Genomic DNA, 21,416 nt, shown 5'->3' with positions numbered 1-21,416 from the left:
GTACGTTTGTGAGTGTGGATAATTCCATATATTGGTCTGGAAAACCAGCCAATAGTTCACCTCGGATAGATTGTGAGGGCCTTTAAAGTAGCAATAAATCTGCAATATCTGCTTTTACGAGTTAAGCACTGCTTTAGTGGCATTGACCTTATTATTCAGTACCACGTATGATCCGCAATCAGTCGGGGCATAGCGCAGTCTGGTAGCGCACCTGCTTTGGGAGCAGGGGGTCCGAGGTTCGAATCCTCGTGTCCCGACCACCTTTGCGTGTAGGTACTACACGCAAGTAAATAATGGCGAAGCCATTTCTTGTTGTCTTTTATATGCCGTTAAGCACCTTGTTTTATAGATCACTTCCCGTACATTTCCCTCATGCAATTTAAAACTTTAGTCGATGCATTAACGCATAACCGAAGTGAAGACCGTTTTGTGGGTTTCATAAACGGGCAAGATGAAGAGAAAACCATTACCTTTAATGTCTTATATGAGCGTGCCTTAGGGTTGTTGTACGTGTTGCAGCAAACAGGCTTGAAGCAAGGTGACTACCTCATGTTGAATTTAAGCGACAATGAGAAAATAGTGGATGTTTTTTGGGCTTGCCAATTTGGTGGCATTGTACCCGTGCCCTTAGCACTAGGGATTAGCGACCAGCATCGACACAAAGTATTAAATGTATACCGCCAATTAAGCAATAAAAAGTTAACCAATAAAAAAATAAATAGCGCTTACTTATACACAGACCGTAAAACACTTCTGAAATTACAGGCGAGTGCTCGTGAGCCAGCAGAAGTTTCAACCTATGAAGAATTATCTGAGAATGTAATTCTTACAGATGATGTGGTTGATCTCTCTAAATTTGGGGAGGTTGCTGATGTAGCTCCTGAAGATATTTCTTTTATTCAATTCTCATCAGGTTCTACCGGTAGCCCTAAAGGTGTTGTGCTAAAGCATCGTAATTTGATGGCTAATATCGATGGAATTCAGCGTGCTGCACAATTTACTAAAGACGACACTAGCTTAAGTTGGATGCCGCTTACTCACGACATGGGGTTGATAGGTTTTCACCTTAATCCAATTGTATGTAACTACAATCATTACATTATGCGTACTGATTTATTTATACGCCGCCCACTATATTGGATGATGGCCGCAAGTGATAAAAAAGCCAATGTGTTGTGTTCTCCTAATTTTGGTTATAAGCATTTTTTGAATGCTTATAGTCGGAAAGGTCAAGAAAATAAAAACATGGCAAATGTAGATTTTTCGCATATGCGTTTAATTTTTAATGGTGCCGAACCTATTTCGGTAAATTTGTGTGAGCAGTTCACCAGTGAGTTGTCGCAGTATGGATTGCCAAAAAATAGTATGTTTCCAGTGTATGGTTTAGCAGAAGCCAGTTTGGCAGTTAGTTTCCCTGCAGTAGGGGCAGATTTAAAAATCATTAATGTAGAGCGAACATCATTAGCTATTGGTGCGAAAGCAGAAATTTTGCAGCAAATGGATTCAACTTCAACTCTGGTAGGGGTTGGCAAAACGATTCCGCATTGCAACGTTAGGATTAGTAGCAAAGAGGGTGAGGCGTTACCAGATGGTGTCGTTGGGCATATACATATTTCTGGAAACAATGTAACCGAAGAGATTATTGGAGATGACGGAAGTATATTTTTTGATAACGGTTGGGTGAACACGGGAGATCTTGGTTTTGTCTCGGACCAAGAGTTATTTATTACTGGTCGTTATAAAGAGATTCTGTTTGTAAATGGCCAAAACTACTACCCATATGATATTGAAGAAACGTTGCATCAATTAGCGGGGCTTGAATTAGGCAAGGTTGTGGTGAGCGGGATATCATCTGATAAAAATGATCTTGAGCAAGTGTTAGTGTTTATCTTGCACAAAGGGAAGTTAGACGATTTTCAAGAAATAAGTGCACTTGCTAGAACAAAAGTAAATGAGCAGTATGGTATTGAGGTGCATCATGTTGTGCCAATAAGGAAGGTGCCAAAAACAACCAGTGGTAAAGTGCAGCGTTCTGCGCTTGCAGATCAATTTCTAAATGGTGAGTTTGATGATGTGTTGCAAGAACTAGCGCCCGTACAAAATGTAAGCGTGCAAGCTGATCAAATGAGCGATGATGAGATTGTGAATGCGATCAAAAATATCTGTCAGGAAGCATTACCAGAGAAAACATTCAGCATTGATGACAGTTTATTAGAGATTGGGGCAAGCTCGCTTTCTTTGGTAGAAATACATTCAGGATTGGATGAGTTGTATCCTGGTAAAATTGAAATCACAGACTTAGTTGACCATCCTTCTATTGCTACACTTGCTCAATATATAAAAACGAAAGAGTCTTTAGTCGTTTAAAGACTTTTTCTTTTTCCATCTTTTATGAATCCATAACCAATCCTGGGGGTGTTGTAGAATTTGTTCTTCAACAGCCTGCACGTAAGATTTTGAAATCAAAGAAGACTCTTTGTCATAAGGCGGCTGTGCAAGCTGTTTAAAGGTGGCTTGGTATTTCCCTCTGCTAGTTCGTTCTAATTGCATAAAAAATACTGGGTACTTAAATAAGGTGGCGATCTTTTCTAAACCTAAATAAAACGGCGTTTCTTGATTTAAAAACGTGGCCCAGTATGCCTCGTCTCTACGCCTTGGCGCTTGATCTGGTGCAATAGCAATAATGCGTGTTTGTTTCGCACGTTTGATTAAATCGGTGACACAGGTCTTAGCAGGGATTAGTGTGATATCAAATTTAGAGCGCGACTCAAGCGTTAATTCATCAAGCCATTTTTGATGTAATGGTTTATATATGCCGTCAATTGGATAAGCAGTGTGTAGGCTTGCGGCTAGTGTGGCCCATTCAAGATTGCATTGGTGTGCCAGAGATAAAATAATCGTTTGGTTTTTTTCTAATGGTTTCTCGATTATTTCAGAATTTTTAAAACTGACCCATTGTTTTAGTTGTTCTGGTTTTAGATTAGTTGTTTTTAGGATCTCTAAGATAACGTCACAATAGTTTCGATAATGTAGCTTGAGTAATGCTCGATGTTCATGTTTGCTAAGTTTTGGGAATGAATTGCGTATATTATTTTCAGCAATGTCGCGCCTGAAACGTACTATATAAAATAGTAGAATATATAACGACCAAGATAAGCCATAAAGTATCGGCAATGGTATTGCCGCAATGCATTTTAAAGTGAATTTTCGCAAGAAATGTATTGAATATAATTAAAAAAATAATATTAGTTGCAAGCAGGTTTTTCGAATTTCCATCTTCGATATGCCCATAGCCAATCTTTTGGGTTCTCTAGTATTAATGTTTCAAGTTCAGACACATAGGCGCGCATTATTTGATTAGGATCTTGCGTAGTATAAGGAGGTTCTGCAAGTAACTTTAAGGTTGCCTGATAATGTCCTCTACGCATTCTTTTTAACGACATGAAGATTATCGGATATTTGAATGCACGGGTAATTTTTTCTGATCCGGTATGAAAAGCAGTATCACGGTTTAAAAAGTGTTGCCAATATACTGCATCCTCTTTCTTTGGGGATTGGTCAGCTGCCATAGCGAGCATGCGTGTAATTTTCGATCGTTTCAACGAATCAGCCACGCAGGTTTCCATTGGCAATGGGGTTACGTCAAAGCGTGTGCGTAAATAATAAAATAATTCTTCTAAGCTATCGGTGCGTTGTTTGCGATATACAGTGTCTACTGGATAGTTTAGGTGTTGTGCGCAAGCTAAAAGTACCCACTCGAAATTGCAATAATGCGCAGTAATTATTATTGCAGATTGATCTTGTTCTAAATATTTTTCTAATACATGTAAGTTTTTAAATTCAACACGATTTTTGATTTCTTGTTTACTAAGACTAAGTGCTTTGATGGTTTCAGCTATTACCATGCAAGTGCTTTTGTAATGCTTCTTGGCTAGGTTAAGGCATTCAGATTCTGAGTATTCTGGAAATGAAGCTTTAATATTTTTAAGTGTGAGTTTTCTACGAACTTTAAGCACATGAAAAAGAAGTAGATAACATAGCCAAGATAAACTATGTAGGAAGGAAAGAGGGAAAAACGAAAGAAGTTTAAGAAGAGGGATTAAAAGTTTAGGCATGTGTAAAGGAGCGCTATTTTAGCAAGTTCTGAGTCATTATACTCTCGATATTAAATTTATTAATAAGAGGTATGAGTTAACCGTATTTACATGTTTATTGCTATTTTTGTTGTGTATATCCACTAATTAATCTGCTTATTTGAAGTTGGTCAAAACTTTTAGATTACCGTGGAGTCATAATAATAATACTCATCATGATCGTACAGGGAAGGTGGCGAAAATGAATTGGATAATCTATGTGACATTGGCCGCGACCAAATTGACTATTGTAGGTGGTTTGGTTTTGTTATCTGTTTTAGCGTTGCCCATTATTTTATTATTGCTTTCGTTAGGCGTGTTGCTCGGGTATTTAAGAGATGTTGAGCCGAATATTTATACCAATAAATTTTCTTCGACTAAATTCAAAATGCTAGAGCTGACTAATATTAAAGCAATTTGGTTTTATACCTATCCGCAAATCATCGCACGATTTCAGCATTTTCTAATAGCTAAAAATAAAACGAGTTACTAGTTTACGAAATTCTAGGCTGAAAGCGCTTACGCACAGATTAGTTTCTGAGCTAGGCCAAATTCTATTTCTATACAGGCATTATATTTGGCATTCACTGGGAATGATGGCTAGTGATACACTTACTCGGTGTGAGCGCCCGTAGCTCAGCTGGATAGAGCATCGGCCTTCTAAGCCGAGGGTCAGAGGTTCGAATCCTCTCGGGCGCACCATTTAATTTATGGCCTGAAAGGCCATAAATTAAATGGTATGTTCGTTGATATTTGAATTCCAGGTACGACAAATTCGTATGGAACGAATTTGAACATCGCCGAAGGCGATGGCCCGAAGGGCAAAATACGAGGAAGTATTTTGTAATCCTCTCGGGACTTTGCGTGTAGGTATTACACGCTAATATTTGATCACGAGGTAATTCTTACTCTCTAATTAGTAACATAGTCAATCTAACTAGAAATACGTTAAGATCCGTTTCTCATTATGGTGAGCGTAGCTCAGTTGGTAGAGCGCAGGATTGTGATTCCTGTGGTCGTGGGTTCAATCCCCATCGCTCACCCCACCAAATTATTCTTTAATTTTCAGGCTCTGGGTGTATAGCAAGAGAATTTATTTATAAGGAAATCTTGTTTTTGATACACCATTCAATTACTTCCGTGGTATCAAAAATATAATCTTTTGAAGTAGTAGGCTGAGCAGTATTTTTTTTCGGTTTAATAGAAAAAGGCAATCCCTGGTCGGCCCAGGTATCAATTTTAGTTTGACTGACGCCAAATATGGCGGCCAAATCAGAACAGTTCACTTTAAGGCCCACACTTACTCCAAATAATAAAATACAGTTATCAAGTTGCGATTTATAACAAAAATTTAATAATTTTGCTCATATTTAACCAATAAATTTAAGTGGGTCGTTTGTCAGTGGTGAGAAGTTATTTGATTTTCGAAGACCCATCGCTGAAGCGATCACCTATAATTACATGCAAAACCCTGTGGGCCGGTCATGAATCATCTCAAAAAAGCGTTTATCTGGCATGAAAAAACTATCTAATTGGGCGCCTGCCTGGGCAGCATTCAGCATACTTATCTGTTTGCTTGTAAATGCCGATGTATTAGCAGATGCATTATTGGAGAGCACTGACACCATTCCTCAGCAATGCAGTACAGATTGCAAAACCCGCTACGGGAGTGAAATAGGTAAATCACCGGCGGGTGTATCTGCATATTCAAACTGCAATTCAAATTGTGTCATTTTTGAGCCTAATCATCGGAACGATGTCTACACGGGTATAAAATGGCAGTGTGTTGAATATGCAAGAAGATGGTTATTGAGCGAACAGAGTGTTGTTTTCGGTGATGTAGATATAGCGGCTGATATCTGGGGGATGCAGCAAGTAAATAATCCGTTTAGTAAACAAGTTTTAAGTTTTGATTCTATTGTAAATGGTGCTGCTGAATTACCACAAAGAGGCGATTTGTTAATTTATGGTAAAGACTATTTAGGCACTGGGCATGTTGCAGTCGTGGTCGCCATCGATGAAAAACTACACACAATTAAAATTGCAGAACAGAATTTTAGTAATACAAAATGGCAAGCTGAATATGCACGAGAAATTGCGTATACCAAGTCTGAAAATCGCATCTGGTTATTAGATCCCTATTTAATAGGTTGGAAACGAGTGGCCCAGGTTAAACACTAACTAAAAATATAATCTAGCCTTGCGTTTTCCGTGTTTGTATATTTAGCAGCAATACGATAAAGGCAGCAATACACACAGCTGCGAGATAACCAATTACCTTGTCATAATTTCCAGTTAAAAAAGCATAATCTGAATATATGTTTGTATCAGTAACGCGTTTGAATATTTTAATTGAGATAACCCAGCCAGCATGGATACCGATACAAAGCGCAATACGGTTAGTACGTATTCTCACAATCGCAAGTAGTGCGCCTGCTAAAAACAAAGCGATAAGCGAATCGATAATAAGGGGAATGTCAGCAAAATTCGGCAGCGCATTTTTTAACAGCACAAATCCACTCATCCAATTCAGAGTGTTTGTATTCAATTCGATATCAGGCTGGATAAAATGTACCAGCGCATAAAATAAACTGGTGACAACCACTGCAAAGATAGCAGAGCTGTATTTTTTGATAGCCCCTAGCATCGCTCCTCGAAAAAGAGTTTCCTCTAAAATGCCAATGATTAAGCCGGAAATTAAAGCGGTAATGGCTAGTTTGAGTATATTGAACAGAGATACTTCCCAGTCCATATCGATCATGCGGTTTTGGGTGATCAATAAACCGGCTATGACCGGAGACATTATTAATATGCCAAAGCCTATGCCTTTAGCTAAGTCTTTGAAGAACTGTTTCTTATCCGAGCTAAAGCCAATTTCCTGCCATGAGCCAAAACCGAGTTTTCTATACAGTGCTATAAAAAATATGATTGCTACAATTAAAACGCTGCGGCTGGCTACTCGATCAAAATCCAGCTCAAACCAATTTGCCAAAAAGGTATGTAGGGGATATGAAATAGCAGCCCCACTCAAAAGTGCTATTGCAAAATAGGCAATAAAGATTAAAAGTGCAGGCATAGAGGAATTATAAGTTTAATATATCTTCAGAATATATGGCTGTAGCTACATTTCTGATAAATAAATTCGGTTATAATTCTGTGCGGCTCATATGTATGGGTCTCCTGCCTAGTTAAATATTGCGAGAGTGGCGGAATTGGTAGACGCGCTGGTTTTAGGTACCAGTGGGGCAACCCGTGGGAGTTCGAGTCTCCCCTTTCGCACCATCCTAAGGCAGAGTAATTGAAAAATGTAAGGAGTGTTGGTCTAGAACCGAGCCAACTGCTTAGTTAAAGAAGGGCGCTTATTGGTTTAGAGTTGAGCAAGTGAGTGATCAAAAAGAGCTTAGAATGGTTTAGGGCTGTACAAATAATACATACAAAAGGGCGCAATAATTAAACGCTGAAATTTCCATAATATTTTCATAATATTTTCATAATCAATAGAATAATATAAATCCCATGCAAGTATCTCTAGAAACATCAGAAGGCTTAGAACGCAAAATGACGGTAGAAGTGCCGGCTGAAGAAGTTAATTCTGCTATCGAAATTAAGCTAAAAAATCTAAGTACACAGGTAAAAATGTCAGGCTTTCGTCCAGGCAAAGTACCTTTGCGTGTAGTGCGACAACAGTACGGAAAGAAAGTAACGCAAGAAGTGATTGCAGAAACCATGCAAACAAGTTTTCAAAAAGCGGTAATGCAAGAAAAACTTCGCCCTGCAGGTAGCCCAAGTATTGATCCTGTCAGTTTAGAGGTTAATCAAAATTTAAAATATATCGCAACTTTTGAAGTGTATCCTGAGGTCGAATTAGCCGACGCCAGTAAGTTTGAAATAGAAGTGGCTGACGTTGAAGTTGCGGATAGTGACATAGATGATATTGTGGAAAAACTTCTTAAACAGAAAATGAAATGGACTGAAGTTGAGCGTAAAGCGAAACAAGATGATCAAGTAAGTATGAATTTTGTTGGTAAAATTGATGGCGAAGCATTTGAAGGCGGTAGCCAAGAAAATTTTCCAACAGTAATAGGTTCTAGTAATTTATTGCCTGATTTTGAGAAGCAACTAACAGGTGTTGTAAAAGGCGACAAAAAATCTTTCGAGGTAACATTTCCAAAAGATTATATGCAGCAAGATCTTGCAGAGAAAGTCGCCACTTTTGAAATTGAAGTTTTAAAAATTGAAGAGGGTGAGCTGCCAGAGCTTAATGAAGAACTCATTAAAGAATTTGGTATTCAAGAAGGCACGATAGAAGCTTTTCGCAAACAATTAAGCGAAAACATGACGCTTGAATTAGAGCAGCGTAAAAAAGCCTTTGAAAAGAACAATGTAATGGATTGCTTGTTTGAAGAAATCAAAGTAGACATACCCAATGCATTGGAAAAGCAAGAAATTGAAGCGTTACGTGGTCAAGCAATGAGTAATATGCAAATGCCAGATAACTCAGGCTTGCCTGATGATGTGCTTCCAGATCGCTTATTTGAAGAAGAGGCGAAGAAAAGAATATCGCTTGGTTTAATCATTAGCGAAATAGTACAGAAAAAAGAAATCAAAGTTGACCAGGATAAGGTAGCTCAGCAACTTCAAGTAATCTCTGCGGGCTATGGTAAGCCTGATGAGGTGATTCAATACTACAGAAACAATCGTGAAGCGATGGCCAATGTAGAAATGATGGTTATGGAAGAACAAGTGGTAGACTATGTACTGGGCGAGGCTAAAAAGAAGTCTAAAAAATTCAGCTTTGATGAATTTGTTAACAAACAAACTTAAGTTTTCAGCTTAATAATTAGTAGGAAATAAATATGCCTGACTATAATTCACAACACTCAGACTCACAAAATGGTGCTCAACATACACAAGCCTTAGGTCTTGTGCCAATGGTAGTAGAACAGTCTGCACGCGGAGAGCGTGCCTATGATATATATTCGCGTTTATTAAAAGAGCGAGTGATTTTTATTGTAGGACCCATTGAAGATCAAATGGCCAATCTTGTAGTAGCGCAATTACTTTTTTTAGAATCTGAAAATCCAGATAAAGATATTTCTGTGTATATCAACTCACCTGGTGGTTCTGTTACAGCTGGCATGGCTATTTACGACACCATGCAATTTATTAACCCAGACATTAGTACTTTGTGTATTGGGCAGGCTGCTAGCATGGGTGCATTATTATTGGCAGGTGGAGCAGCAGACAAACGCTATGCATTGCCACATTCACGAGTAATGATTCATCAACCTTTAGGCGGTTTTCAAGGTCAGGCAACAGACATTGATATTCATGCGCGTGAAATCTTAAAAATTCGTGAAGAGCTAAATAATATTTTAGCGAAACATACTGGCCAATCTGTGGAACGGATTGGTGAAGATACTGATCGTGATAATTTTATGGACAGTGCAACCGCTAAGGAATACGGGATAATTGACGAAGTATTGGATAAACGCACGCAAGATACCGAGAGCTAAATAACCTGGCGTCAAAATTCCAGCAAGAAATCAGGAGCTTAGCTCGCTAGAACTAACTCGGAATCAATAGGTTGTGAAAACGCTCAAATTTTGTGCAAAAAGTGCCTTCTAGGTCTACTACAAAACTCTAGAAATAAGCGTATAGTTGCCTTAACTAGAGCGTATTATCTTTAGGGATAATCAATTTCCACATAGAACTTAATTCAAATATCAGCATCTTAATTTATACGAAGATGTGCGGTAATTCTTAATGAGTGACGACAATACAACCAAGGATCAAGAAAGCGGCAAGCTGTTGTATTGCTCTTTCTGCGGTAAAAGCCAACATGAAGTTCGCAAGTTAATTGCAGGCCCGTCAGTATTTATATGTGATGAATGTGTCGAGTTATGTAACGATATTATTCGTGAAGAAATGCAGGATCAGGCGCCAGCCGGCTCCACTAAACTTCCTAAGCCAGTCGAAATCAATGCAATTCTAGATGAATACGTAATCGGTCAAGATCGCGCTAAAAAAGTGTTGTCCGTTGCGGTTTATAATCACTACAAACGTTTAGATGCAAAAAATGCTAGTAAGAATGCAGTAGAACTTGCTAAGAGTAATATTCTTTTGGTAGGACCTACAGGTTCGGGTAAAACATTACTTGCAGAAACCTTAGCGCGTTTATTAAATGTTCCCTTCACTATTGCAGATGCCACAACACTTACTGAAGCAGGTTATGTGGGTGAGGATGTTGAAAACATTATTCAAAAGTTATTACAGAAATGTGATTACGATGTAGATAAAGCGCAAACGGGTATTGTCTACATAGATGAAATCGATAAAATTTCACGTAAGTCTGACAACCCATCCATTACTCGAGATGTTTCTGGTGAAGGCGTGCAACAAGCATTGCTAAAGCTTATTGAAGGTACTATCGCATCAGTCCCACCACAAGGTGGAAGAAAGCATCCACAACAAGAATTTTTGCAAGTAGACACCAGTAACATTTTATTTGTTTGTGGCGGTGCGTTTGCAGGTTTAGATAAAGTAATACGCGACCGAACTGAAAAAGGTGGCATTGGTTTCTCTGCAGAATTGCGTAGCAAAGAGAAAAAAGCAAACATTGGCGAAATTTTGCATAACGTAGAACCGGAAGATTTAATTCGCTACGGACTGATTCCTGAATTTGTTGGTCGTCTACCGGTGGTAGCGACGTTAGAAGAATTAAATGAAGAAGCCTTAGTGCGAATTCTTACTGAACCAAAAAATGCAATTACTAAACAATATAAGCGTTTATTCGATATGGAAGGCGTTGATATTGAATTTAGAGAAAATGCATTGTATGCAGTGGCACGTAAAGCCATGGACCGTAAAACCGGTGCCAGAGGTTTGCGTACCATTTTAGAAAATGTATTGTTAGACACCATGTATGATTTACCTTCCCAAGACAGCATCAGTAAAGTGGTGGTGGATGAAGGAGTGATCACTGGAGACTCTAAGCCTTATCTTATCTATGAAGGCACTGAGTACGAGAAGGCTGCCTCTGACGACTAATTGGTTAATAAATGGGCAAAATAACTCTATTTAACTCATTTATGTGCACAGTCAGCCAAGCTGGCCTTGAATTCCCTACAAAATATCCCCATATTTTGATTTACCTGCAAACTTCCCATAACCATAAGAATAATTGATTTAATCAACTAATTTGCCTTACGTAAATAAATAGATTTAACCAACGGTATATAAAACATATGAGTGAAGATTCAAGTTCAAATGATGTAATCGATGATGCTAGCCAGACGGTACCCGTGCTCCCACTGCGCGATGTGGTGGTGTATCCGCACATGGTCATTCCATTATTTGTAGGACGAGAAAAATCTATCCAAGCGCTAGATGCAGCGATGTCGGATAACAAACAGATATTGTTAGTCGCACAAAAGAGCGCAGAAATTGATGATCCTCAAATAGATGAGATTCATCAAATTGGAACACTTTCTACCATTTTGCAATTGCTTAAACTTCCAGATGGAACCATTAAAGTATTGGTTGAAGGCGTAGAGCGTGCAGAAGTCATTAATTATTCAGAAGACGATGAATTTTTTAGTGCGCAAATTGCGTTACTAGAAAGTGAAGAAGCAGATGATGAAAAAGAATTAGAAGTTTTAGCACGTTCAGTAACTTCAATGTTCGAGCAATATGTAAAGCTAAATAAAAAAGTACCACCAGAAGTATTAACTTCATTGGCGGGTATAGATGAGCCATCTAGACTTGCCGATACCATTGCGGCGCACATGTCGTTAAAGCTTGATGAAAAGCAACATGTATTAGAGATAAGAACGGTACAACTGCGTTTAGAACATCTTATTACCTTAATTGAAGGTGAGTTAGACGTATTGCAAATAGAAAAGCGTATTCGCGGCCGTGTTAAGCAGCAGATGGAAAAATCTCAGCGCGAGTATTATTTGAATGAGCAAATGAAAGCCATTCAGAAAGAATTAGGCGAAATTGAAGATGTGCCTAATGAGGTTGATGAGCTTGCAGATAAAATTGAAAAAGCAGGCATGTCTAAAGAAGCTAAAGAAAAAGCGGATTCTGAATTAAACAAATTAAAAATGATGTCTCCGATGTCTGCAGAGGCAACCGTAGTGCGTAACTACATCGACTGGTTAGTGGGTGTGCCTTGGAAGAAAAAATCTAAGGTGCGTAATGATCTCGGTGCCGCAGAAGATATTCTTGAAGAAGATCACTTTGGTTTAGATAAAGTCAAAGAGCGTATCCTTGAATATTTAGCTGTGCAACAAAGAGTGAAAAAATCTAAAGGCCCTATTTTATGTTTAGTGGGACCTCCAGGTGTGGGTAAAACTTCAATTGGTAAATCCATTGCGCGTGCGACGAATCGCAAATTCTCCCGTATGTCATTAGGTGGTGTACGTGATGAGGCCGAGATACGCGGACATAGAAGAACGTATATAGGTTCTTTGCCGGGTAAAATTATTCAAAACTTGTCCAAAGTAGAAGTGCGCAACCCGCTATTTTTGTTGGACGAGATTGATAAAATGGCAGCGGATTTCCGTGGCGACCCCGCATCAGCAATGTTGGAAGTGCTCGATCCTGAACAGAACCATACGTTTGGTGACCATTATCTAGAAGTGGACTACGACTTATCCGATGTCATGTTTGTGGCGACGGCTAATACTTTGAACATTCCAGGACCTTTATTGGATCGTATGGAAGTAATTCGTTTGCCGGGTTACACCGAAGACGAAAAGAAAAATATCGCAATTAAATATCTTGTACCTAAGGTGATGAAGGCCAATGGACTTAAAGATAAAGAATTTCATATTGCCGAAAACGCAGTGCGTGACATCATTCGTTATTACACGCGCGAAGCCGGTGTACGTAATTTAGAGCGAGAGATATCAAAGATTTGCCGTAAGGTGGTTAAGTTAATTGTACTTAAAAAAGGCAAAGATAAAGACACGACAAAAGCTTCGATTACGCCTAGAAGTTTAGAAAAATTCTTAGGTGTGAAACGTTTCAGCTATGGGTCTGCCGAGGAAAAAGACCAAGTTGGACAGGTAACAGGATTAGCCTGGACCGAAGTCGGTGGTGAATTATTAACGATTGAAGCCGTAGTGGTTCCAGGTAAAGGTAAGACCAGCCGTACCGGTCAATTGGAAGATGTCATGCAGGAGTCAATCCAAGTGGCACATACCGTTGTACGTAGCCGTGCATCGGTATTAGGCATTAAGCCTGATTTTTATGAGAAGGCCGATATCCACATTCACGTCCCTGAAGGTGCCGTGAAAAAAGATGGCCCAAGTGCCGGTGTGGGTATGACCACCGCGATCGTTTCAGCCCTCACAAAGATCCCAGTTCGAGCCGATGTGGCGATGACAGGTGAAATAACTTTACGTGGCGAAGTACTGCCTATTGGAGGCCTAAAAGAGAAACTTTTGGCCGCTCATCGCGGTGAAATTAAAACCGTGATGATTCCAAAAGAAAATGAAAAAGATCTAACTGAGATTCCTAACAATATCAAACAAAAGCTTGAAATCATTCCAGTTCAATGGATTGATGAAGTACTTCAAGTAGCACTTGTAAAGATGCCCGAGCCACTCGATGATGCGGATACGGTAGGCAATTTGCGATCTAAAGGTAAGAAAGCTGCAGCAAAAAATAAGCCTGTACAGGCACATTAAAAAGTAAATTTGTTGTAAATAAAGGGCTATCCTTTGTTGACTTGCTTCCGAAGCGCTTGGTATAACACTTGCGTTCAATGATCTAAACACTACGCGATCATCAAAAAACTGCGACCAACAATGTCCTTTCAATTCATCTCGTGTAGTACTACTGAGATTAACGAGCAATTATTTTTTTATTCTTAACAACGTACAGCCTTAACCGGTTGTATCAACCTATATAGGGGAGCTTGGCTCAATGAATAAATCTGAACTAGCAGAAGCCGTAGCAGATGCGGCAAGTCTTTCTAAAGCAGATGGCGCAAGAGCATTAGACGCCGTTATAGATTCCATCACATCGACTCTTAAGAGCGGTGATACGGTCTCATTAGTGGGCTTTGGAACCTTCCAGGTAAAAGCACGAGCGGCTCGCCAGGGACGCAATCCACGCACCGGTGAAACCATTCAAATTAAAGCCTCAAATGTGCCTAGCTTCAAGGCTGGCAAAGGCTTGAAGGATGCCGTAAACTAGCGCGCCTTTTGGGGTGCTTAGCTCAGCTGGTAGAGCGTCGCCCTTACAAGGCGGATGTCGTGGGTTCGAATCCCTCAGCACCCACCACAGTTATGACGGAGTGGTAGTTCAGCTGGTTAGAATACCGGCCTGTCACGCCGGGGGTCGCGGGTTCGAATCCCGTCCACTCCGCCATTTATTCCCAAAAAATAAATAGCGACCTGACCTATGAAAACCCGGCAGTGTAGTAAAGAGTAGTAGTCATTAACCAGTACTTAATAAGTGCTGGTTAATATCAATAGTATAAATATATTAGAAAAGTAATTAGGTCTTAAACAATCAGAATTCACATGAGCTTATTGTTTATTTATAAACGCTCATCGCCATAGAAAGTAATTCATCATTATGCTACAAGATATTAGAGATAGTGCCAGCAGTTGGGTGGCTTACATCATCATCGGTCTGCTGATTTTAGCCTTCGCTTCTTGGGGGATACAAGAATATTTTGGCGGTGGTGGTGCAGCACCCGTTGCTAATGTAAACGGTAATGAAATTACTCAGCCGCAATTCAATCAGCAAGTGCAGCAGCGCAAACAAATGTTGCAGTCAGTGCTGGGTGCAAACTATCAACAGCAATATCCAGATGAAAGCATCGTGCGCAAGCAAGTCATTAAAGACATGGTGCGTACTGAACTATTACGCCAAGAAGCAGATAAAGCAGGGTTTCGCATTAGTGATGCGAGCCTAATAAAAAGAATCCAACAGATTCCACAGTTTCAAAAAGACGGTAGGTTTGATCCTACACTGTATCAACGTTTACTAGAGTCGCAGCGTTATAGCAAAGCGCAATGGGAAAATGATTTAAGAGAACAAGATAAATTACGCCAATTTGAAAACTCATTAGCGGCATCTTCGTTTATTCCGAAAGCCGAGCTACAGCGTTTTCAAACAATCTCAGAACAAACGCGAGACTTTAAATATGCAATCGTCACTGTAAAACCTGAAACCATTACGGTGAGCGATGCGGAGATCGAAGCCTACTACAATGACAATAAGCAGCATTATCAAACTGCAGAGCAAGTCAAACTCGCGTATGTAGAACTAAAAGAACAGGATTTAGCGGATAGCCTTAGTGTTAGTAAAGAGGACGCGCAAGCGATTTATGATTCACAAATAGAGCGCTATCAAACCGCACAGCTGCGCAAAGCCAGACACATCATGTTTAAAGTCCCCAGTGAGCTAGGCGCAGATGCCATAGAGTGGGATCAAGCCATTGAAAAAGCTGAAGGCATTATTAAACAATTAGAAGACGGTGCTGCGTTTTCAGTGCTTGCGGTAAAAAATTCTGAAGATAAGCTCTCTGCTCTAAAAGGCGGAGAAATGGGATTCATTGCACCCGGAGACTTCACCAGTACAGCGTTAGAAGATGCTTTGTTCTCGCTGGATATCGGTGGTTACAGCAAGCCAATTCGAACCGAGCAAGGAATTCAAGTGATACAACTTGATGAAATTCAGGCGTCAGAACAAAAACCGTTCGAAGATGTGCGCGAACAAATCATCAATGAGCGTAAAAGCCAATTGGCACAAGAACGATTTATCGAAGTTGCAGATGAAATGGCAAATCTAGTGGTAGAGCAACCGGATGACTTGATAGAAGTATCTGAAAGCTTTGATTTAGAGATTAAACAGACAGAGTTTTTAACTACCGCAAGCAATGAGGGAATTTTCGCTTTCCCTAAAGTTAAAACCTTAGCCTTTTCAGAAGATGTGCTCGTTGAAAATTTGAATAGTGAGTTAATTGAAGTGGCAGATGGGCATGTTGTTACCATGCGCTTAGTCGAGCATAAACCATCCGCACAAAAACCAATTGATTCCGTTAAAGATGAAATCAAAAATTTAGTCACCTTGCGTAAAGCGGCCGAAGCCACTTCCGAGCAAGGTCGAGGCTTGTTTGTGAAGATGCAAAATGGCGCAAGCATAAATTCCATCGCGAGTGAAAGTTCTTTAGAACTTATTTCGCATGGCGCCATACGCCGTGATGATAATCGAGTGCCACAAGTTTTAAGTCAGCACGCGTTTACAATGCCCCATCCTTCAGACGGTGAAAGCGTAGTAGATGGCGTGCCGCAAGGCGATGGTAGTTTTGCGTTGATTGAGCTATTTGGCGTAACTCCCGGTCCTGAAGAATTAGACGATGCTAAATTTCAGCAGCTGTCCCAACGTGTGAATTATGGCCGTAGAGAATTCTCGGCGGTTATCGATGCCATACAAGAAGAGGGCGAAGTCATCATCTTTGAAGATCAAGTTTCTACACCAGAGCAGTAAGCCACTACTGTTAGCCAAGACCATTAGTTAGTACTGTTAACTAGATAAGTCTAGTATACTCTTCGCCCATGCAGCTAAAGCTTCATTGGCAAATTCTTATCGCACTGTTACTCGCAGTGCTAGTCGGGTTATTTCTTGATTCGCAATCCAGTATTTTTAGCATTACCTTCGCATCGATATTTGAATTCGTCGGCAAACTTTTCCTGAATGCCTTAAAGATGATCATTGTGCCACTGATCGTCTCATCCATTATCTTAGCGATTAGCAATCTAGGTTCAGGGGATGCGTTCGGGCGTTTAGGCGGAAAAACACTGGGCTATTACGTAATGACCAGTGCCATTGCAATATTAATTGGCATTACCATAGTAAACATCACTCAGCCCGGCATTATTGACGGAGTACCTGCAAAAGAAATCTTAGGCTTTAGTGAAAATACTGACGAAGTAATGAAAAATGTAGAAGGCAAATCCGCAGGCGATGTGGTGGAAGTTTTTCTACGTATGGTTCCCAAAAACATTATTAAAGCCGCGGCAGAAGGCCAAATGTTAGGTCTGATCTTTTTCAGTCTATTGTTTGGTTTTTTCATGATTAAAATTAAAAAAGAGCTTAGTAACTCGCTGAAAAACTTTTGGGAAGGTGTGTATGAGGTAATGCTGCTCATTACGGACTTAGTAATGAAATTCGCACCGATAGGTGTATTTGCGCTGGTGGCCAATGTAATGATCGTATCCGGCCTAGAAGCATTTGAACCACTGCTCTTGTTTTTCTTTACCGTGCTAGCCGCATTGTTTATTCACATTGCAGTCGTCATGCCGCTGTTATTAAAATTTGTAGGTGGCGTCAGCCCCATCAAACATTACCAAGCCATGATGCCTGCATTACTCACCGCATTTTCTACTGCATCCTCATCTGCAACACTACCCGTCACCATGGATTGTGTGCGTGATCGTGCAGGGGTGTCTAGGCGTACCACCAGTTTCGTGTTGCCGCTAGGCGCAACTGTAAACATGGATGGCACCGCGTTATATGAATGTGTCGCCGCAATGTTTATTGCACAAGCGTATGGTTTAGATTTAACCATCGGCACGCAAATTTCGATTGTGGTACTCGCATTAATGACTTCTATCGGAGTTGCAGGTATACCTTCTGCAAGTCTGGTCGCCATTGCAGTGATATTAGCTGCGATTGGTTTGCCAGCAGAAGGCATTGGATTAATTTTGGCAGTCGATAGAGTGTTAGATATGTGTAGAACTGCAGTGAATGTATTTAGTGATTCATGTGGTGCAGTAATTATAGGTAGGACGGAAGGAGAGAAAGGCATACTTGAGGCGTAAGTTTGTAAATGGAAATAAACGAAGTTGCAATGGGATGGGTTGAAAGGTGGGCGTATGAAGTGGATGACCCAAAAAGAGACGAATTTGAATGGGTAGATGAATTCGAATACGTGGCTACCCATGAAATACCAGAAGTCGGGTTAAAATTAATCCTAGCGATTCTAACGTTAGAACCGAGTAGTCATTTAATTAAAGTACTGGCTGCAGGTCCCTTAGAAGATTTATTAGCCAATCATGGTGAAAAAATAATTGAGAAAGTGGAGTCAGAGGCAAAAACCAATAGCAAGTTTGCATTATTACTAAGCGGTGTTTGGCAAAATTCGATACCAGATAAAATTTGGGGACGAGTTCAAAACATTTGTAAATAGAAAGAGATGGGATGGAAAACTATACGTAAATTAAAGAGGAAATTATCATGAGTAAAGGGCAAGACAGTAAAAAGAATGTTAAAAAGAAAGCGCTTTTAACACCAAAAGAAAAGAAAGCCGCAAAGCTAGCCAAGAAAAATGCAGCTAAAGGCGGCACTATCCTTTAAATAACGTTGTTCAGAACGATAAGGGATACTGCTTTTTATCTTTAACAAGCCGTTGTTTGTATTTCCGTACATTCAGTTTGTGTTACTTGGTTTTATTGAGTAGTGGTTAGCATTAAATTTAAAGCAAAAGAATGAAGGGGTTGTAAAGTGCAAGAGATGAATAATAATTCAGCATTAGGGCTAAACTTGACGCGTTTAACTTTGGGTGGGTTCTTTCTATGGATGGGTTTTTTAAAATTCTTTACCTATGAGTCGGATGCAGTAAGCGGTCTAATGATGACTAATCCATTAACCAGTTGGGTAGTAAACATTTTTGGAAATTCACTTTCTACAGGAATAATTGGAATTGTAGAAATCCTTGCGGCAGTTCTTATTTTTATAGGCTGCATGAATTCCAAGCTAGGGGCTATAGGCGCTGGATTGGCTGCGTTAACGCTTCTTGTGACCAGTACGTTTTTGATCTTTGGTCCAGTCATACAGGAAGGCCTTAACTTTCCATTTTTGTCACCTATGCCAGGTCAATTTATATTAAAAGACCTTCCATTATTTGGGGCAGCAGTATGGTTATGTTTGTCTGACTTAAACAAACAGTAAATCACGTAATAACATTTCTTCTGCTGTTTGCCAGGTTACAAAGGTCACTTAGGTTGTAGGACAGATTGAATTTGAAACAACTTCTTAAGGTCCGCTATTGACCGACAGAAACTTGCTCCTCGGCAACTGCTCCTGCGTTGCTCTACCTCCTGCATCCATGCAGTCGTACATTTTCTGCACTTCCGCCATCCATGGTGGTCTAAAGCGGAAATGATTTGTTTTATTCTTCTGCTAGCAAATCGCGAATGATCGTTGCTACTTCCGGATGATCAAATTCTCTTCCGCCGACGGCTCGGTATCTTACTTTTCCCTTCTTATCTACTAAATATGTGGTGGGAATACCTTCAACCTTGTAGGCCTCAGAAATCTTACTTTCCAGATCAAAAAGGATCGGGAAACTTGGGTCGGTACCGAGTTCACCCATGTAAGAGAAAACATGGTCTTGGCTTTCAGATTGATTAATCGCAATGATGATAAAATCTGTGCCTTTCATGGTTTGGTATAGCCTTTCCATTGAAGGCATTTCTCGGCGACAGGGTGGGCACCAGGTGGCCCAGAAATTTATCAGTAACACTTTTCCATGAAAATCTTTCAGAGAATAGGTATCTTCGTCCATATCTTGAAGGTTGAAATCGGGCGCATCAAAAGGTTCGGATATTTTATTTAATTGGAAGCCAAGCTTTGGAAGTGTTTGTTCAGCGGCCCACACTGGCGAAGCAAATAAGGAATAAATAACTAGCAGTATTATTGTGTGACGCATTTTATTTATTCTGTAGACTGATGGGCGCACAGCGTAAGCTTTTGATCTTTCCCATTATCTTTTCACCATCCAGATTCCAGCTGTAGATGAGATCGAATGGTTCTTCGTGTGGCAGTTTGATGGTAGTGAACCCCTGACTCCAGTCCCCAATGTTAAACGTTTGTTCTGATGGCAGCATTGTCCAGGAGTAGCGTATGTTCATTATTTTCCATTCGTCCAACCACTGAGTCTTGGTTTTGAATGTATGCTTTACTCCATCAGCAGTTTCTGCATACCAATCCTTTACACGGTAAGACAAACTCGTTTCAGAAGTGTTTCTAACGATCGTTCCAAAAGCGCAATAACTGGCAATATTTTCAATGGCTTCACTTGGAAACCCGTGTGAACCATAAATAGCACGAATGTAATCTGGTAGTAGTTGCATCAATTCTAGATGGAAGCCTTGATTATCTATTTTCCAGGAGAGTAGTCCGCTATCAGGATCTCTGATTTGTTGAGCCTCACTGGCTAACAGTGAAGACTGAAAACAAATTAGGAGAGTAATTAAAATGTATCTCAACGTAGTAAGTACTCGGCCAACACCGCATAATACATAGTGTTGTCCATAAGCTCAGTTAATAAAATAGAATATATTTTAACACTTAAAGGTTAATGTTTGCTATTGACCGACAGAACTTGCTCCTGCACTTCTTCGATCCATGGCGGTCGAAAGCAGACGTACAAAAATTATTAATTTGTTAGCACCAGCCTGTATCGGTGATCAAGATTGAGATATACCAGTCTAGTGTTAATCTTATTTCTATAACCAGATGGTTAAATATACTGAAAAATGAAACCAACTCTCGTTTTACTGCCAGGCTTTGATGGTTCGGGTCGTTTATTTACTCCGCTTCACAAAGAACTATATGATGTAAATACAATCGTTTTGTCTTATCCAAGTGATAAGGTGATGACGTATTCTGATTTGTGTCATTACTTAAAAGATGAGTTGCCCAATTCGCCGTATGTGCTTCTTGGAGAATCCTTCGGTGGGCCGTTGGCGATGATGTTGTCTAAATATGCAGATGAAAACCTAAAAGGCATTATTTTATGTGTCTCATTTGTTAAAAATCCTCAGGTTCTTCTCTCTAGATTAATTCGGCCTTTTCTAAAACCCAAACACTTGCAAAAAGAAACTCCTGCTTGGCATATTAGAACCATGCTAATGAATGGGGTGTCGGATACTACTTTAATTCGTAATATTCAAGCCGCAACCGCTGAGTTAACGCGTGAAGTGTATTTTTATCGCTTAAGAGAAATAGCAGATGTAGATGTAGCGGATATTTTGCAGAAATGTGAGCTGCCCATTTTATATCTCAGAGCAAAAAAAGATCGACTGGTGTATGAAAGCTCAATGAAACTGGTTGAAAAGCTGGGTAAGAATGTAACCGTTGAAACTTTTGATGCTCCGCACATGTTGTTGCAAACAATGCCAGCGCAAACGGCTCAATGCATTAAAATATTCATGAGTTTGTTATAACGTAAGCGAAAATAAAGAGTTAGATATC

General features: G+C 39.9%; 18 protein-coding genes and 6 tRNA genes. 19 read left to right on the top strand and 5 right to left on the bottom strand.

Annotated elements, in window-relative coordinates; genetic code table 11:
* The first annotated feature begins 183 nt into the window (after positions 1-183).
* Together GKR92_06305 and GKR92_06300 are read left to right on the top strand one after the other, a co-directional pair.
* A tRNA-Pro gene (locus tag GKR92_06305) sits at positions 184-260 on the top strand.
* Between the two features lie 112 nt (positions 261-372).
* A complete protein-coding gene (locus GKR92_06300; GenBank protein ID QMU61324.1) occupies positions 373-2,367 on the top strand; it encodes an AMP-binding protein in 1,995 nt (664 codons plus the stop codon).
* On the opposite strand, the gene GKR92_06295 is transcribed toward GKR92_06300, so the two are convergent.
* Positions 2,356-3,222: a lipid A biosynthesis protein gene (locus GKR92_06295; protein ID QMU61323.1), complete on the bottom strand. Its 867-nt coding sequence runs from the start codon at positions 3,220-3,222 to the stop codon at positions 2,356-2,358. The two genes, GKR92_06300 and GKR92_06295, sit on opposite strands and share 12 nt — an antisense overlap.
* Before the next feature lie 23 nt (positions 3,223-3,245).
* Positions 3,246-4,115, bottom strand: a complete 870-nt coding sequence (locus tag GKR92_06290; protein QMU61322.1) for a hypothetical protein — start codon at positions 4,113-4,115, stop codon at positions 3,246-3,248.
* Positions 4,116-4,335: 220 nt separating this feature from the next.
* Between GKR92_06290 and GKR92_06285 the strand changes: the two genes are divergently transcribed.
* The 4 genes from GKR92_06285 to GKR92_06270 all read left to right on the top strand — a co-directional run bounded on the left by GKR92_06285 (position 4,336) and on the right by GKR92_06270 (position 6,314).
* The gene (locus tag GKR92_06285) at positions 4,336-4,626 is read left to right on the top strand and encodes a hypothetical protein (protein QMU61321.1); all 291 of its coding nucleotides are present in this window, start codon (positions 4,336-4,338) and stop codon (positions 4,624-4,626) included.
* A gap of 132 nt (positions 4,627-4,758) precedes the next feature.
* Positions 4,759-4,835 (top strand) — tRNA-Arg (locus tag GKR92_06280).
* Positions 4,836-5,103: 268 nt separating this feature from the next.
* Positions 5,104-5,179, top strand: a tRNA-His gene (locus tag GKR92_06275).
* 469 nt (positions 5,180-5,648) lie between these two features.
* Positions 5,649-6,314: a CHAP domain-containing protein gene (locus GKR92_06270; protein ID QMU61320.1), complete on the top strand. Its 666-nt coding sequence runs from the start codon at positions 5,649-5,651 to the stop codon at positions 6,312-6,314.
* Between the two features lie 13 nt (positions 6,315-6,327).
* Here the strand turns inward: GKR92_06270 and GKR92_06265 are convergent, their stop codons facing one another.
* On the bottom strand, positions 6,328-7,209 hold the full coding sequence (locus GKR92_06265) for a CPBP family intramembrane metalloprotease (protein ID QMU61319.1): 882 nt from the start codon (positions 7,207-7,209) through the stop codon (positions 6,328-6,330).
* Positions 7,210-7,330: 121 nt separating this feature from the next.
* Between GKR92_06265 and GKR92_06260 the strand changes: the two genes are divergently transcribed.
* The 12 genes from GKR92_06260 to GKR92_06205 all read left to right on the top strand — a co-directional run bounded on the left by GKR92_06260 (position 7,331) and on the right by GKR92_06205 (position 19,109).
* Positions 7,331-7,415: transfer RNA gene (locus GKR92_06260), tRNA-Leu, on the top strand.
* Positions 7,416-7,649: 234 nt separating this feature from the next.
* Positions 7,650-8,957 carry a trigger factor gene (locus tag GKR92_06255; GenBank protein QMU61318.1) on the top strand — a complete coding sequence of 436 codons (1,308 nt, stop codon included), beginning with the start codon at positions 7,650-7,652 and terminating at the stop codon, positions 8,955-8,957.
* Between the two features lie 32 nt (positions 8,958-8,989).
* The gene (gene clpP / locus GKR92_06250) at positions 8,990-9,649 is read left to right on the top strand and encodes an ATP-dependent Clp endopeptidase proteolytic subunit ClpP (protein ID QMU61317.1); all 660 of its coding nucleotides are present in this window, start codon (positions 8,990-8,992) and stop codon (positions 9,647-9,649) included.
* A gap of 250 nt (positions 9,650-9,899) precedes the next feature.
* On the top strand, positions 9,900-11,183 hold the full coding sequence (gene clpX / locus GKR92_06245) for an ATP-dependent Clp protease ATP-binding subunit ClpX (protein ID QMU61316.1): 1,284 nt from the start codon (positions 9,900-9,902) through the stop codon (positions 11,181-11,183).
* A gap of 197 nt (positions 11,184-11,380) precedes the next feature.
* Positions 11,381-13,831 carry an endopeptidase La gene (locus GKR92_06240; protein ID QMU61315.1) on the top strand — a complete coding sequence of 817 codons (2,451 nt, stop codon included), beginning with the start codon at positions 11,381-11,383 and terminating at the stop codon, positions 13,829-13,831.
* Between the two features lie 238 nt (positions 13,832-14,069).
* Positions 14,070-14,342 (top strand): DNA-binding protein HU, encoded by a 273-nt coding sequence (locus tag GKR92_06235; protein ID QMU61314.1) that lies wholly within the window; start codon positions 14,070-14,072, stop codon positions 14,340-14,342.
* A gap of 11 nt (positions 14,343-14,353) precedes the next feature.
* A tRNA-Val gene (locus GKR92_06230) sits at positions 14,354-14,429 on the top strand.
* Between the two features lie 10 nt (positions 14,430-14,439).
* Positions 14,440-14,516, top strand: a tRNA-Asp gene (locus GKR92_06225).
* A 210-nt stretch (positions 14,517-14,726) separates the two neighbouring features.
* On the top strand, positions 14,727-16,646 hold the full coding sequence (locus GKR92_06220) for a hypothetical protein (GenBank protein QMU61313.1): 1,920 nt from the start codon (positions 14,727-14,729) through the stop codon (positions 16,644-16,646).
* Between the two features lie 68 nt (positions 16,647-16,714).
* Positions 16,715-17,980 carry a cation:dicarboxylase symporter family transporter gene (locus GKR92_06215; protein ID QMU61312.1) on the top strand — a complete coding sequence of 422 codons (1,266 nt, stop codon included), beginning with the start codon at positions 16,715-16,717 and terminating at the stop codon, positions 17,978-17,980.
* A gap of 8 nt (positions 17,981-17,988) precedes the next feature.
* Entirely contained in the window at positions 17,989-18,348 is a 360-nt protein-coding gene (locus GKR92_06210; protein ID QMU61311.1) for a hypothetical protein, read from the top strand.
* A gap of 314 nt (positions 18,349-18,662) precedes the next feature.
* Entirely contained in the window at positions 18,663-19,109 is a 447-nt protein-coding gene (locus tag GKR92_06205) for a DUF417 family protein (protein QMU61310.1), read from the top strand.
* Positions 19,110-19,329: 220 nt separating this feature from the next.
* Here GKR92_06205 and GKR92_06200 read toward each other — a convergent pair whose 3' ends face one another.
* Entirely contained in the window at positions 19,330-19,869 is a 540-nt protein-coding gene (locus GKR92_06200; GenBank protein QMU61309.1) for a redoxin domain-containing protein, read from the bottom strand.
* Between the two features lies 1 nt (position 19,870).
* Positions 19,871-20,293 carry a hypothetical protein gene (locus GKR92_06195; GenBank protein QMU61308.1) on the bottom strand — a complete coding sequence of 141 codons (423 nt, stop codon included), beginning with the start codon at positions 20,291-20,293 and terminating at the stop codon, positions 19,871-19,873.
* A gap of 405 nt (positions 20,294-20,698) precedes the next feature.
* Here GKR92_06195 and GKR92_06190 point away from each other — a divergent pair, with 405 nt between their 5' ends.
* Entirely contained in the window at positions 20,699-21,388 is a 690-nt protein-coding gene (locus tag GKR92_06190; GenBank protein ID QMU61307.1) for an alpha/beta fold hydrolase, read from the top strand.
* The last annotated feature ends 28 nt before the right edge of the window (positions 21,389-21,416 follow it).

This window comes from Gammaproteobacteria bacterium (assembly GCA_014075255.1).
GTDB lineage: Bacteria > Pseudomonadota > Gammaproteobacteria > UBA4575 > UBA4575 > JABDMD01.
Note: the sequence above shows the minus strand (reverse complement) of the source record. Positions and strands in the feature narration are given on the sequence as shown.

What these genes read in the sequence shown, in the direction of transcription:
- GKR92_06290 (QMU61322.1), bottom strand. Translation starts at nt 4,115, where the DNA reads ATGCCTAAACTTTTAATCCCTCTTCTTAAACTTCTTTCGTTTTTCCCT.
- GKR92_06270 (QMU61320.1), top strand. Translation starts at nt 5,649, where the DNA reads ATGAAAAAACTATCTAATTGGGCGCCTGCCTGGGCAGCATTCAGCATA.
- clpX (QMU61316.1), top strand. Translation starts at nt 9,900, where the DNA reads ATGAGTGACGACAATACAACCAAGGATCAAGAAAGCGGCAAGCTGTTG.
- GKR92_06265 (QMU61319.1), bottom strand. Translation starts at nt 7,209, where the DNA reads ATGCCTGCACTTTTAATCTTTATTGCCTATTTTGCAATAGCACTTTTG.
- GKR92_06240 (QMU61315.1), top strand. Translation starts at nt 11,381, where the DNA reads ATGAGTGAAGATTCAAGTTCAAATGATGTAATCGATGATGCTAGCCAG.
- GKR92_06215 (QMU61312.1), top strand. Translation starts at nt 16,715, where the DNA reads ATGCAGCTAAAGCTTCATTGGCAAATTCTTATCGCACTGTTACTCGCA.
- GKR92_06200 (QMU61309.1), bottom strand. Translation starts at nt 19,869, where the DNA reads ATGCGTCACACAATAATACTGCTAGTTATTTATTCCTTATTTGCTTCG.
- GKR92_06285 (QMU61321.1), top strand. Translation starts at nt 4,336, where the DNA reads ATGAATTGGATAATCTATGTGACATTGGCCGCGACCAAATTGACTATT.
- GKR92_06235 (QMU61314.1), top strand. Translation starts at nt 14,070, where the DNA reads ATGAATAAATCTGAACTAGCAGAAGCCGTAGCAGATGCGGCAAGTCTT.
- GKR92_06190 (QMU61307.1), top strand. Translation starts at nt 20,699, where the DNA reads ATGAAACCAACTCTCGTTTTACTGCCAGGCTTTGATGGTTCGGGTCGT.
- GKR92_06220 (QMU61313.1), top strand. Translation starts at nt 14,727, where the DNA reads ATGCTACAAGATATTAGAGATAGTGCCAGCAGTTGGGTGGCTTACATC.
- GKR92_06255 (QMU61318.1), top strand. Translation starts at nt 7,650, where the DNA reads ATGCAAGTATCTCTAGAAACATCAGAAGGCTTAGAACGCAAAATGACG.
- GKR92_06300 (QMU61324.1), top strand. Translation starts at nt 373, where the DNA reads ATGCAATTTAAAACTTTAGTCGATGCATTAACGCATAACCGAAGTGAA.
- GKR92_06195 (QMU61308.1), bottom strand. Translation starts at nt 20,293, where the DNA reads ATGCAACTACTACCAGATTACATTCGTGCTATTTATGGTTCACACGGG.
- GKR92_06210 (QMU61311.1), top strand. Translation starts at nt 17,989, where the DNA reads ATGGAAATAAACGAAGTTGCAATGGGATGGGTTGAAAGGTGGGCGTAT.
- clpP (QMU61317.1), top strand. Translation starts at nt 8,990, where the DNA reads ATGCCTGACTATAATTCACAACACTCAGACTCACAAAATGGTGCTCAA.